General features: G+C 43.6%; 12 protein-coding genes. 7 read left to right on the top strand and 5 right to left on the bottom strand.

Annotated features, from left to right (window positions below; genetic code table 11):
* Both DWW81_RS01580 and rimM read right to left on the bottom strand, forming a co-directional pair.
* Complete coding sequence (locus DWW81_RS01580; RefSeq protein WP_117896468.1) at nt 1-504, bottom strand: hypothetical protein; 504 nt, start codon at nt 502-504, stop codon at nt 1-3.
* Complete coding sequence (rimM, locus tag DWW81_RS01575; protein WP_117896467.1) at nt 504-1,010, bottom strand: ribosome maturation factor RimM; 507 nt, start codon at nt 1,008-1,010, stop codon at nt 504-506. Before rimM ends, DWW81_RS01580 begins: the two co-directional genes overlap by 1 nt.
* A 439-nt stretch (nt 1,011-1,449) precedes the next feature.
* On the opposite strand from rimM, the gene DWW81_RS01570 reads away from it, so the two are divergent.
* From DWW81_RS01570 to DWW81_RS13680, 5 genes are all read left to right on the top strand, one after another.
* Nucleotides 1,450-2,535, top strand: a complete 1,086-nt coding sequence (locus tag DWW81_RS01570; RefSeq protein WP_022288637.1) for a helix-turn-helix domain-containing protein — start codon at nt 1,450-1,452, stop codon at nt 2,533-2,535.
* A 57-nt stretch (nt 2,536-2,592) separates the two neighbouring features.
* Nucleotides 2,593-3,279 carry a cell division ATP-binding protein FtsE gene (gene ftsE, locus DWW81_RS01565; RefSeq protein ID WP_022288638.1) on the top strand — a complete coding sequence of 229 codons (687 nt, stop codon included), beginning with the start codon at nt 2,593-2,595 and terminating at the stop codon, nt 3,277-3,279.
* Entirely contained in the window at nt 3,266-4,171 is a 906-nt protein-coding gene (ftsX, locus tag DWW81_RS01560; RefSeq protein WP_117896466.1) for a permease-like cell division protein FtsX, read from the top strand. Before ftsE ends, ftsX begins: the two co-directional genes overlap by 14 nt.
* Nucleotides 4,172-4,349: 178 nt before the next feature.
* Nucleotides 4,350-5,807, top strand: coding sequence for a M23 family metallopeptidase (locus DWW81_RS01555; protein ID WP_242989540.1), 1,458 nt, complete (start codon nt 4,350-4,352; stop codon nt 5,805-5,807).
* A gap of 51 nt (nt 5,808-5,858) precedes the next feature.
* Nucleotides 5,859-7,295, top strand: a complete 1,437-nt coding sequence (locus tag DWW81_RS13680) for a M23 family metallopeptidase (protein WP_117896465.1) — start codon at nt 5,859-5,861, stop codon at nt 7,293-7,295.
* A 43-nt stretch (nt 7,296-7,338) separates the two neighbouring features.
* On the opposite strand, the gene DWW81_RS01545 is transcribed toward DWW81_RS13680, so the two are convergent.
* The 3 genes from DWW81_RS01545 to DWW81_RS01535 all read right to left on the bottom strand — a co-directional run bounded on the left by DWW81_RS01545 (nt 7,339) and on the right by DWW81_RS01535 (nt 11,225).
* Nucleotides 7,339-8,835: a glycosyltransferase family 39 protein gene (locus DWW81_RS01545; protein WP_181982935.1), complete on the bottom strand. Its 1,497-nt coding sequence runs from the start codon at nt 8,833-8,835 to the stop codon at nt 7,339-7,341.
* Nucleotides 8,836-9,067: 232 nt separating this feature from the next.
* Complete coding sequence (upp, locus tag DWW81_RS01540) at nt 9,068-9,697, bottom strand: uracil phosphoribosyltransferase (RefSeq protein WP_038671163.1); 630 nt, start codon at nt 9,695-9,697, stop codon at nt 9,068-9,070.
* Between the two features lie 91 nt (nt 9,698-9,788).
* Nucleotides 9,789-11,225 (bottom strand): solute carrier family 23 protein, encoded by a 1,437-nt coding sequence (locus DWW81_RS01535; protein ID WP_117896463.1) that lies wholly within the window; start codon nt 11,223-11,225, stop codon nt 9,789-9,791.
* A 236-nt stretch (nt 11,226-11,461) separates the two neighbouring features.
* On the opposite strand from DWW81_RS01535, the gene DWW81_RS01530 reads away from it, so the two are divergent.
* Both DWW81_RS01530 and DWW81_RS01525 read left to right on the top strand, forming a co-directional pair.
* Nucleotides 11,462-12,112, top strand: a complete 651-nt coding sequence (locus tag DWW81_RS01530; RefSeq protein WP_117896462.1) for an HAD family hydrolase — start codon at nt 11,462-11,464, stop codon at nt 12,110-12,112.
* 133 nt (nt 12,113-12,245) lie between these two features.
* Nucleotides 12,246-12,593 (top strand): Asp23/Gls24 family envelope stress response protein, encoded by a 348-nt coding sequence (locus DWW81_RS01525; protein WP_022288646.1) that lies wholly within the window; start codon nt 12,246-12,248, stop codon nt 12,591-12,593.
* Nucleotides 12,594-12,627: the final 34 nt, after the last annotated feature.

Genomic DNA, 12,627 nt, shown 5'->3' with positions numbered 1-12,627 from the left:
TCAATTCCTCCATATCATGTCAAAAGACTGGCAAGCCCAGTTCTCAGCGTTGCTGTTGAGCTTTTCCTGCACAGAGCCACCGCTTTTTTCATAGTATCCTATGCCCTGCACAACACCGATAGTCACCACAATAGCGATTATTATCACCACAAATAAGCTCCACAAAGCAGACCTGCGCTTCTTCGGCTTGTTGCCCTCGTTATTATAGTATACCCTCAGACTTGTGAGCATATTGTCAAGCTCAATAAAACTCAGCCCCTCGCCCTTATATGTGTTGGCAAGCCTGTTGAATCCGCTCTCTTTTCTCAGCCTTTTTATAAGCCATTTTTCCTCAGCCCTGGGACTTCTCAGCCTTGGGCTTTCATCTATGTATGCTGTAAAAACTCTCTCGATACATTTCAGCGACTTTTCACGGCTGTTGAGCTTTGGAAATATCAGGCTGAACATACCGTCAGAATAATCTCTGACAAGCCTTTTCAAGTCCTCGTATTTGCAGAACTTCATTAATCAAAAAGTCCCTCCAGAGGAGTTATCTTCATCATACCGTTCTCAATATCAGTTTCAGCCACCACTTCAGGTATTGCAGGGATAAGCTTTACGTTTCCCTTTTCATCAGTGATGTGATAAACATCGTTTGCGCCTGTCTGACTTACGTCTGTTATCTTGCCGTAGCTTTCACCGCTGTCAGCGTCGACCACTTCAAGACCTATAAGATCCTGAACAAAATAGCAGCCCTCATCAAGCTCCACATCGTCACGGTCGATATAAAGCACCCTGTTGCGAAGCTTCTGAGCCTCCTCCACAGTGTCAACGCCCTTGACTTTCATTACAACGATATTCTTTGCAACTCTCGAACGCTCTATCTCCACAGGAGTACCGCTCTTATAATATAGTGTGTCAAATCCGCAGAGAAATTCAGGTCCGTCACACCATGGCTGTACTTTTATCTCGCCCTTTATGCCGAACACCGATACTATCTTTCCTGCTTCAAGATATTTTTTTACGTCCATTTTGATTACCTCCCGATAACAAATCTTACAGCTTTCTTTTTATAGATTGTAACATATTTTTTTACCCTTTGCAACGCTTTAACTACGCTGTTATGCACATAGCTCAGGATATTTACAAAAAGTTTATTAATTACAATTCGGTTACTCAAAACGAACTTTACGCCCCTCTTTTGTACAAAATCACCATGAAAACCTGTGATTTAACAAAAAATTCACACATAAGAGAGCAAAATGTGTTACAATTTGTAATATATCAGACCGCAGACCAGTGCTTGAAACTGCGGTATAAAAGTTTTTTTGCATATTTTCACTATAAAACACTTGCAAAACATATCGTTTTTTGTTATAATAACAATGTGCAGACATCTGCCCTTATGGGGTAATTATGCCCATGGCAGAACTTAGGTCGAAAATTTTTGCAAGTAGAGGGGAATAACTTATGTCAAACAGATTATTTCAGAGCGTTGTTCATCAGATGCGTGACACTATCGACTGCGTCATAGGCGTAATAGATGAGAACGCAACTATCATTGCCTGCTCTGAGCTTTCACAGGTCGGAACGACTAACGAATTCGTTTCGTTAGATCTGGGCGATTCACACGACATTTTTGTTAGAGACGGTTATACCTATAAGCCATTCGGTGCTCATATGAAACCTGACTATGCTGTTTTCGTTGAGGGAACAGACGAGGTGGCAGCAAAGTATGCAAGCATACTTGCCATTACTCTTTCCAGCATAAAGCAGTATTATGACGAAAAATACGACAGAAACAATTTCATCAAGAACGTAGTGCTTGACAACGTGCTGCCGGGCGACGTTCATGTTAAAGCTAGAGAGTTGCATTTCAGCGCTGACATTTCAAGAGTCGTGCTGCTTATCAGAATACTCTCCACAAATGACGTTTCAGCTTACGATGTTATCCAGAACCTTTTCCCTGACAAGTCCAAGGACTTCGTTTTCAACATCACTGAGAGCGATATCGTGCTTGTTAAGGAAGTGGCAAACGGCGTTGAGTCAAAGGATCTGGAAAAGCTGGCACGTTCTATTTCCGATACCCTTTCAAGTGAATTCTATACAAGAGTCACTGTAGGTATAGGAACAGTAGTAGAGGGCGTAAAGGATCTGGCAAGAAGCTTCAAGGAAGCACAGATAGCTCTCGAGGTAGGAAAGGTGTTCGATACTGACAAGAATATCGTTTCTTATGACAATCTTGGTATCGCAAGACTTATCTATCACCTGCCTACAACACTTTGCGAAACATTCCTCAAGGAAGTTTTCAAGAAAGGCTCTATCGAGTCGCTGGATCATGAAACACTTTTCACTATCCAGAAGTTCTTTGAAAACAACCTGAACGTTTCTGAAACTTCAAGAAAACTGTTTGTTCACAGAAATACTCTTGTGTACAGACTTGAAAAGATCAAAAAGCTCACGGGTCTTGACCTGAGAGAGTTCGACCACGCTATCATCTTTAAGATAGCTCTTATGGTAAAGAAATATCTCTCCGCTAACCCTGTCAAGTTCTAAATCCTACGAGCGGAAAAGAGGCTTGCTTGCCTCTGTAAAACTAAGGCGGTGTAAATTTTGGTAGAGTTTAAAGACGTGTCCGTTACCTATTCAAGCGGTGTGGACGCTCTGAACAAAGTAAACCTGAAGATAAACGACGGCGACTTCGCTTTCGTGGTAGGTCCTTCAGGCGCCGGAAAATCAACACTTATCAAGCTGGTGCTTAAAGAAATAGATGCGACCAGCGGTACAGTAATGGTAAACGGCTTCAATCTGAAAAAGCTGAGAAGAAGAAAGATACCTGCCCTTCGCAGAACTATCGGCGTTGTTTTTCAGGATTTCAGACTTATCCCTACAATGACAGTTTATGAGAACGTGGCGTTCGTGCTGAGAGTGATCGACGCTCCTGCAAAGTACATAAGAAGCCGTGTTCCGTATGTTATAAGCCTTGTGGGACTTTCCGATAAGGCGAAAAGCTATCCGACCGAGCTTTCAGGCGGAGAGCAGCAGCGTGTGGCACTTGCAAGAGCCCTTGTAAACGACCCACAGCTCATCATTGCCGACGAGCCGACAGGTAATATCGACCCTGCGCTTTCATATGAGATAGTAGAGCTTCTCAAAGGCATAAACGAGTGCGGCACTACCATTCTTATGGTTACCCACGAGCACGACCTTGTGCGCTATTTCGGAGGCAGAATTATCAACATCAACAAAGGTCAGATCGCCTTTGACGAAGTGATAGGAGGCTCCAATGAAAGCAAGTAGTTTTAGATATCTTATAAATCAGGGCTTCAAGGGCATTTGGAAAAACAGAATGATGACGTTCGCTTCTTTCTGTATCCTGCTCGTTTCCCTGCTTATGGTAGGCACTTCGGTGCTGGTTTCCATTAACCTTACAAGAATAATCGGTGGTATCGAGGACAAGAGTGAGGTCATCGTTATCGTTAAGGACGGCACAAGTCAAGCTGATATGCAGACCCTTGAGAACAAGCTCAAAGAGGTCGGAAATATCAACACAGTGAGCCTTTATTCAAAGGACGAAGCGTGGAAAAATATGCTCAAGGGCATGACAGACGAGGAAAAGGATTTCTTCCAGTATGCCGATGATAACCCATTGCCTGATACTTACAAGGTAACGGTCAAGGATATCGAGAAGATGAGCGAAACAACCACTCAGATAGAGACCTTTGACAATGTTGACTCAACAAAGTCCCCTACAGCATTTGCTGATATCCTTATCAGTATCAGAAGAGTATTTACGATAGTTGCCTTTGCGGTCATTGTGGCACTTGTTGTGGTTTGTCTGATAATCATTTCAAATACCACCAGAGCGAGCGTTTTCGCAAGACGTAAAGAGATCAACATCATGAAATATGTAGGCGCTACCAACAGCTTTATCAGGATACCTTTCTTTATCGAGGGTATGATAGTCGGTCTGCTTGCAGCTGCAGGCGCACTGCTGCTCACAAAATTTGCCTACGAGGGAATTTACAACATCTTCAATGATGACTTCAAGCTCTGGAGCATTCTCGGCGTTCAGAACTTGTATTCGTTCAAATCCCTTTTGCTCCCTGTTGCAGTATCTTATCTTATCGCAGGCGCTGTTATCGGTGCGGTGGGTACTTCTATAAGCACAGGCAAGCATCTTAAAGTATAATACATTTGCCAAATATAGACATAAGGCAGGCTATGATCCAACGGGGTTTTTAGACTGCCTTTTGTTGCAGTTTAAAGCATATCCTGACATGAGATAAAAAAGAAAGAACGTGCGGGATAATGCGTTAGAGAAGGATAAAAACGTGTAAAAATGGTCTTTTTTAAGACGGAGGACAAGTATGAAAACAGGTATATTCACAATGAAGCGAGTATTGGCTTTCACTATCGCCGTAGTCGCTTCCATGACAATGCTTGCAGGCGGCACACAGCCGGTCATGACAGCACAGAACGCTTCTGCAGAAAGTCAGGCAATAAAGAACAACAAGAAAAAAATATCCTCTGCCAAGGATAAAATAAGCGAGCTTGAACAAAAGCAGGCTGATCTTGACAAGCAGATAAACAGCACAAAGGACGATATCTCCAAGGAGGAAGAAAATCAGAAAGCGATCCAAGAGCAGATAGAAACTGTTCAGGAAACTATATTGACCCTTGAGGATTCTATCACTGACCTTGAAACTGAGATAGCCGACCTTGAAGAGGCTATTGCAAAGAGCGAAATAAAAATAAAAAACAAGAGAACTGAGATAGAAAATGGCGTTGTTGACTTCAAACAACGTCTTAGAGCAATGTATGTTGCCGGAAATAGTTCATACACCGATATTCTTATTGGTTCGACGGACTTTTATGATATGCTTATGAAAATAGAGCTTGTCAAGAGAGTGGCTGACCATGACAACACCATGATCGACGGACTTGTTGAGCTTAAAGGCGAGTATGAATCTCAGGAAGCAGAGCTTGAAGCAAACAAGACTGAACTTGAAACTAACAAAGCTACCCTTGAGGAACAAAAAGCCTATCACACTGAGCAGAAGAAAAAGCTTGACGACCTTTATGCAAAAAGTCAGGCTGTTATCGACCAGCTTGAGGAAGATAAGGCGGCTTATGAAGCCAATAAGGAGCAGATAAACAAGGAGCAGGAAGACTTTGAGGCACAGCTCCAGAAGCTTTACAAGGAGCAGGAGCAGATCAAAAAGAAGGAAGAAGAGGAACGTAAGAAAAAAGAAGAGGAAGAACGTAAGAGAAGAGAGGAAGAAGAACGTAGACAACAGCAGCAACAGCAGAATAATAACGGCAATTCTTCACCTTCTAATGCAAACGGCAACACCTCTAACAGCGGTCAATCTTCTACCAATAACGGTGACTACAATTATACCGACAAGAGCCAGTTTACATGGCCTGTGCCGGGTTATTATCATATTTCCTACGGCGTGGGTTGGCGCTGGGGCGCTTATCACAAGGGTATCGACATCTGGTCTCCCGGAATAAGAGGCGCAAAGATATGCGCTGCCGCTGAGGGTACTGTTATACTCGTCAGCAACACCTGCACACACGATTATGGCAAGAACGGCTCATGCGGCTGCGGCGGTGGATACGGAAACTACTGCATAATCGACCACGGCAACGGCTACTGGACCCTTTACGGTCACTCACAGTATATGAGCGTAACACAGGGTCAGCACGTCAACAAGGGCGACGTTCTGGGTATTGTCGGCTCAACAGGATATTCAACTGGCGACCACCTGCACTTTGAGGTGCGATTGAACGGTGTGGCTCAGAATCCGTCAAATTATGTATAAACAGGCAATGACGAAAGGTCTTGCCCCACAACCAAAGGAGTCTTTTATTTCATGAACAGGCTTTACAGCTTAAAACGTATTCTCACTTTCATTATCGCATTCGCTGTTACTGCTGGTATTGCAGGAAGCAGCTACAATTCTTCTTTGAAGATAACCTCAGCGGACACTGAAAGCTCGCAGGGGGAGGACTATAGCTATACTGAATCTGTGGCTGACGGAGGTCAGCAAAGCGATGAACAAACAGAAAATGACGATAATTCTCAGGAGGAGTCAACAGGTTTTGACATCACACAGTATGCAGAACAGCTAAGAGAGCTATCAAAAAAGCAGACGGAAATAAACGAACAGCTCGACAAATATGATGAGGACATTGAGAAAAGCGAGAAAAAGCAGAAGCTTCTGAAAGAAAAGATAGATTCTATAAATGAAGAGATAGACGTTCTCAACTCTTACATGACCGCACTGGAGCTTCAAATAAACACTAATCAGCGAAATATCGAGAAGAAGCAGGCTGAGATAAACAAGGGCATAGAGGACTTTAAACAAAGATTAAGGGCAATGTATATCGCAGGGTCGGACAGCTACACCACAATGCTTTTGGAATCAGACAGCTTTTATGACATACTCATGAGATTAGAGCTTATAAAGCGTGTGGCACACCATGATGACACTATCATTGATAACCTTATAAAACTCAAAACTGAATATGAGGATATGCAAAAGACCCTAGACAAGCAGAAAGCCGAGTATGACGCTCAGTATACGCAGTATACACAGCAGAAGGATATGCTTAGTCAGCTTTACCGCTCCAGTACAAAAACACAGCAAGAGCTTAAAGCTAAGCAGAAAAAGCTCAGAGAGCAGAACGAAGCCTATGAGGCGGAGCGTGAGCAGTTTGAGGGCAGCCTTTCCGGCATACTGAAATCGTCAGGCTCAGGCGGAACAGCAAGAGATAACGAAGTTTCTGCCACAATGGCACTTGCAGATGTTAAGCTTGAGGAGCTTCACAAGGAGATAAATGACCGCCTTGACAAGGGCGAAAAGCTTGGAGATACCGAGCCTGATTACTACTTCGCATGGCCTGTTCCGGGGGCTTACTCCGTATCATCAGGCGTGGGCGCACGATGGGGCTCATATCACACGGGTCTTGACATTCCTGCGGCTCATGGCACGCCTATTCACGCTTCATGCAGTGGCAAGGTCATAAAGATAAACACCACCTGCACTCATGACTACGGCAAGGAGGAGTCCTGCGGCTGCGGCGGCGGTTATGGAAACTATGTTATTATCGACCACGGCAACGAGTTCATCACTCTTTACGGACATCTCACGGAGGTAGATGTAGAGATAGGCGACGAGGTGAAAAAAGGCGACGTTATCGGCAAAATGGGTTCGACCGGATTTTCAACGGGCGACCATCTGCACATTGAGATACGCTATCAGGGTTATATATTGAACCCTGCGTTCTACCTTGATGTTACACAATAAAAATCGACCTCTTATGGAAAAACCATAAGAGGCCTTTTTTATCTTATTTTGAAGCACTCACACGCTTACAAAGACGTGAAATAATCGCTGTGATATATCTTGTTCCTGCAGTGCAAAGAAGCATTATCACGGGGATAAATGTGACGATATATCTAGGTGGATTTTCCCAGATAAGGAAAAAGAGTATAACTCCCGTGAGAGTCACTATGCTGAAAAACAAAGCAGAGTGGCGACGCTTGCCAGCGGCATAAACTGCACCAAACGCCATTGCTATGAGCATTGCACTGTGATAGCCGTCTACATAGCTACCAAGCAAGCGACTGTTCAATACCTCTCGCAAACCACCTGAGGGGTCGGAGCGTGATAGATATTTGCCATAGGAAAAACCACCGCTGTCCCACGTTCTGGCGACTTTGTGATAAGCCATTTTGCAGACTTCATAAGGGGTGCTTATGTTTTCAAGGCGGGCTTTTATTTCCCGGATATTCGCCTGCTTTTTGGCGTCATATGTATCAAATGACATTGTGAAGTCAACGTCCTCGTCAACGTGGGTCTTGTATTCGCTGTTAAGGCTCATCATTATCCAGTGTGTAACAGGGAAACGATATCTGTCTACCATTTTTTCATCAGAGATACCCATGGCAAGACCGCCATAGTATGCCGCCTTTGACACACCAATAAACAGCATAACAGCCGCAAGGCTCAGTATAGCTCCCCTTTTTACACCCATTTTCAGCACAAAAAATATCATCACTGAAATCAGCATTACTGCAATGCTTCCCTTGACAGTGTTTCCAAGTGCGATAAAAAGGCTTGCTATAAGAGCATAGACAACGCTTTTGGTTTTGTTTTTTTCTTTCACCGCAAGGGTCAGAAAATAAAGAGTACAGCTTACAAATATCATGCCTGCTGTGTCAGAATGAAAAAACGGAGTATAAAGCAGCATAACAGGCATAAGTGCCGAAATAATGCCGCAAAAAAGCCTTTGGCTGTTAAGTTTGAATATCCTCTCCCCTGTGAGAAAGGTCATTATTACGCTAAGTTGAATAAGAATTACGTTAAAGGTCTGCCCCGCATAGATGCTCACGCCGCCGGTGAAAAGCTTCCATAAGGCGAAAAAGGGTATCTGCAAATATATCATACCCCATGCGTTAGGGTATTTTGCAGCATAAATACGGTAGCTTTCTTTGATGCTCCCCAGGTCTTCACCCATGACAAAGCGTTTTGCGAACTCCCCTGTTATTTTTGGGTCAACCATTTCGTAATTGTAATAAAGATAACGCACAAACAATATCTGCAAGGCAAGCAAAATCAAGCAGAAAAAAGCAAATATAAGTCTGACACGCTTTTTGGTAAGCTTCTTTTCACAGCGTTTCAGAGCAATATACAACACTATCGCCGCCGCAAGGAAAAATGGTCCAAGATAAAGCATTTGTATGTTACTGCGTTTTATGTATGAGATAAACACAGTTGCAGTGCAACAGCAGCACACGATCATGCTTGTGACCGCAAAAAATCGGCCGGTTTTCTTCACAAACATTTTTAGCTCCTTATTAGGGTGTATCCTCATAATATATTTTTTACATGAGTTCGCCCTGCTTTTTTATTTTGTCCTATATTTCTACATTTGAATTATATCATCAACGGAAATAAGTTTCAATTATTTTAACAACTGAAATTGAAGGAATTTTTTTAAGTTTTTTTAGTGAAGAAAACAAAAAAATCGCCGCTCTGTTGCAAAATACAGAGCAGCGAGTATTAGTATAAGACCATTACTTTGTGCCGAAGATCCTGTCACCTGCGTCGCCAAGACCAGGAACGATATAAGCGTCCTCGTTGAGCTTTTCATCAAGGTTGCCTACATAAATGTCGATATCAGGGTGAGCCGTTCTCAGAGCGTCAAGACCCTCAGGAGCAGCGATTATGCACATGAACTTGATGTTCTTGCAGCCCTTGTCTTTCAAAAAGTCAACAGCCTGTATCGCAGATCCGCCTGTCGCAAGCATTGGGTCGCAGACAATAACAAGTCGCTCGTTTATTCTATCAGGAAGCTTGCAGTAATACTCATGTGGCTCGTGTGTGACCTCGTCACGATAAAGACCGATATGTCCTACCTTTGCAGACGGAACAAGTGCAAGAAGTCCGCTTACCATGCCAAGACCTGCCCTCAGGATAGGCACGATAGCAAGCTTTTTGCCGCAGAGCATAGGGAGCTTTCTTGTGGTGATAGGTGTTTTGACCTCAACGTCCTCTGTTGGAAGATCTCTCATAGCCTCATAGCCCATGAGCATTGCGACCTCTTCCACAAGTATACGGAACTCTCTTGTTCCGGTCTTTTCGTCACGCATAAGCGTTATTTTGTGCTTTACAAGCGGATGATTGATGATATTTACGTTTCCCATTTTCCCATTTCCTTTCGTAATGATTTATAAATTCGCATTTTTTGTGTGCAGTAACGTGCGAACACTGTTCGCCTCTGCAATTTTGTTATAATTATTTCTTGGCTGCATTGCTTTTTTTCTTTGAGAGCATAACGTTTGTAAGAATGCCAAGGATAAGTGCTGCCGCTACTTCTGTGAGTGTTATATCACCAAATGTGAGTGTCAGACCGCCGATACCTGCAATTAGGATAACGGACACAACAAAGAGATTTCTGTTATCGTCAAGGTTTGCGTCCTGTATCATTTTAAGACCTGAAACTGCGATAAAGCCGTAAAGAGCGATACAAACGCCACCCATTACGCAGGCAGGGATAGAATCAACGAACGCAACAAGCGGAGTGATGAATGAGAAGAGCATACAGCCTATTGCTGCGGCAAAGATAGTTACAACAGAAGCATTTCCCGTGATAGCAACGCAGGCAACGGACTCGCCGTATGTTGTGTTCGGACAGCCGCCGAACAGTGCGCCTGCGATAGAACCTACACCGTCGCCGAGAAGCGTTCTTGTAAGACCAGGCTCTTCAAGGAGGTCATGGTCGATAATAGAAGAAAGGTTTTTATGGTCAGCAACGTGTTCTGCAAAAACAACAAGTGCAACCGGCACATAGGCTACAAATATAGTAGCAAAATATGTGAAGTCGAACTCCTTAAGACCTTTCAGACCTGAAACGAACGCAAAGTCAGGCAGGCTAACAAATGTTTTCAGTGAAACGCTGCCGTCTGTGAGCATATAGCTGCTGAAAACGCTGAAATCTACTATTTTAAGAGCGTCAATATCACATATATTGCCGATAACAGTGAAGATCGCTGCAGCTGCATAGCCTGCGAGGATACCGATTATAAAAGGTATAAGTCTGAGTGTTTTCTTGCCATATGTTGAGCAAAGCATTACCACTGCAAGGGTGATAAGTCCGCAGATAAGAGCCACATATGATGAGCCAACAGGCACATTGGATACAGTTTCTATAATCTCAGGTGTGCCGCTGTCTGTGGAAACTGCATACTCTGTTACCTGCTTTGTAACATCGCCTTTGAGCAGGTCGCCAACAGCATTTCCTGCAAGGGAAAGTCCGATTATAGCAACGGTCGGTCCTATTACCACCGCAGGCATGAGCTTATTGAGCCAGCCTACTCCAACAAATTTTACTACTATTGCGATAACGACATATACAAGTCCTGCAAGCAGTGCGCCAACGATAAGTCCAAGCATACCAAGCTGCATTGAAACGCCGCCTGCAAAGGCCGCCGCCATTGAGCCTAAAAAAGCAAAGGACGAGCCAAGGAACACAGGGCTTTTTCTTTTTGTAAAAAAGATATAAACTATAGTTCCCACACCTGCACCAAACATTGCAGCCGCAGGTGTAAGACCGTTGCCGATAATAAGCGGCACAGCGATGGTCGCCGCAAGGATAGCCAACATCTGCTGAAGTGCGAACACTACCAGTTGACCAGCCTTTGGCTTGTCTGAAACATCAAAAATAAGTTTCAAAATAACACCTCATTCATATTTATTCTTTTCCCATATAAAAGGAAAAATACTTCTTTTCGGCGGCTTTTCCGACACAAACCGCCTTTTTAATTTTAACTTATAACAATATTTTTGTCAATGAGCTAAATGCCGTATTTCAGCAGGAATTTTTGTGCGTAATTGCCCATTTTCTTTGACAAATAAGCTGTTTTGCGTTATAATAGCAATTGATATATTGTATTATGTGAGGTAATGATATGAAAAATTACAGATATGTTCTTTTTGACCTTGACGGCACGCTTACTGAGTCGGGCGAGGGCATAATAAATTCGGCTGTATACGCACTGAAAAAGTTCGGCATAGAGCCCGAGATGAGCACGATGACAAAGTTTCTCGGCCCGCCGCTGAAAGACTCTTTCAGGGATTTTTACGGCTTTGATGATGAAAAATGCGAGCAGGCTGTTAAATACTACCGTGAATATTACACCACCAAGGGCATTTTCGAGAACCGTGTTTATGACGGCGTTGAAGAATGTCTTAAAAAGCTGTCAGAGGCTGGGCTTCACCTTGCGGTGGCGACTTCTAAACCGCAGGTCTTTGCTGTAAAGATACTGGAGCATTTTCACCTTGCGCAGTATTTTGACTACATAGGCGGTGCGGAGCTTGACGGCTCTAGGAGCGTAAAGGCGGACGTTATCGTGCACACTTTGAAAAACTGCGGAGTTAATGACCGCTCACAGGTGATAATGGCAGGCGACAGGCATCATGACGTGCTTGGTGCAAAAGCTCTTGGTATAGATTGTATCGGTATGCTTTACGGCTACGGCACAAGAGAGGAGCTTTCTCAGGCAGGTGCGGTGTATATAGCCGAAACGCCTATGGAAGCCGCAAAATGGCTTCTGGGATAAATTTGACAGGTGTACAAAAGAGCGAAAACCTATTGCAAAAGTCAAATGTTTATGATATAATAAAATAAATTATTATGTGGCGGCATAAGAAATAAGCTTGTGATCCTGCCACGATCAAGAGGAGTTGTTTTCTGTGATAAAGTTTCGCAACCACATTGGAACTATAGGTATATCCACTGGATATCTCAGACAGCTTATCTCGGATACTGCCGAAAGCTGTTTCGGCGTGGCAGGACTTAACGCCTATGGTGCAAAACAGGGCGTTTCTGCAATGCTAAAGAAAGAGAACACCACAAAGGGCGTTATAATCCGTCAGGACGGGGACGAGCTTATCGTTGACCTGCACATCACTGTGAACTACGGCATAAATGTCGGAGCTATCGTTGACAGCATCATTCACAAGGTAAATTATGTTCTGACAGAGCAGGCAGGGGTCAACGTTAAATCTGTGAACGTTTACGTTGACGAAATGAAAGGCTGAACGTCCTAGGATATCTATAACAGTATAGGAGGAA

The sequence above is a fragment of the Ruminococcus sp. AF17-1AC genome (assembly GCF_003461385.1).
In the GTDB taxonomy this organism is placed as follows: Bacteria; Bacillota; Clostridia; order Oscillospirales; family Ruminococcaceae; genus Hominimerdicola; species Hominimerdicola aceti.
This window is presented reverse-complemented; position numbering and strand designations above follow the sequence as displayed.

Excerpts from the sequence above, each read along its gene's own strand:
- DWW81_RS01580 (WP_117896468.1), bottom strand. The coding sequence starts at position 504 with ATGAAGTTCTGCAAATACGAGGACTTGAAAAGGCTTGTCAGAGATTAT.
- rimM (WP_117896467.1), bottom strand. The coding sequence starts at position 1,010 with ATGGACGTAAAAAAATATCTTGAAGCAGGAAAGATAGTATCGGTGTTC.
- DWW81_RS01570 (WP_022288637.1), top strand. The coding sequence starts at position 1,450 with ATGTCAAACAGATTATTTCAGAGCGTTGTTCATCAGATGCGTGACACT.
- ftsX (WP_117896466.1), top strand. The coding sequence starts at position 3,266 with ATGAAAGCAAGTAGTTTTAGATATCTTATAAATCAGGGCTTCAAGGGC.
- DWW81_RS01555 (WP_242989540.1), top strand. The coding sequence starts at position 4,350 with ATGAAAACAGGTATATTCACAATGAAGCGAGTATTGGCTTTCACTATC.
- DWW81_RS13680 (WP_117896465.1), top strand. The coding sequence starts at position 5,859 with ATGAACAGGCTTTACAGCTTAAAACGTATTCTCACTTTCATTATCGCA.
- DWW81_RS01545 (WP_181982935.1), bottom strand. The coding sequence starts at position 8,835 with ATGTTTGTGAAGAAAACCGGCCGATTTTTTGCGGTCACAAGCATGATC.
- upp (WP_038671163.1), bottom strand. The coding sequence starts at position 9,697 with ATGGGAAACGTAAATATCATCAATCATCCGCTTGTAAAGCACAAAATA.
- DWW81_RS01530 (WP_117896462.1), top strand. The coding sequence starts at position 11,462 with ATGAAAAATTACAGATATGTTCTTTTTGACCTTGACGGCACGCTTACT.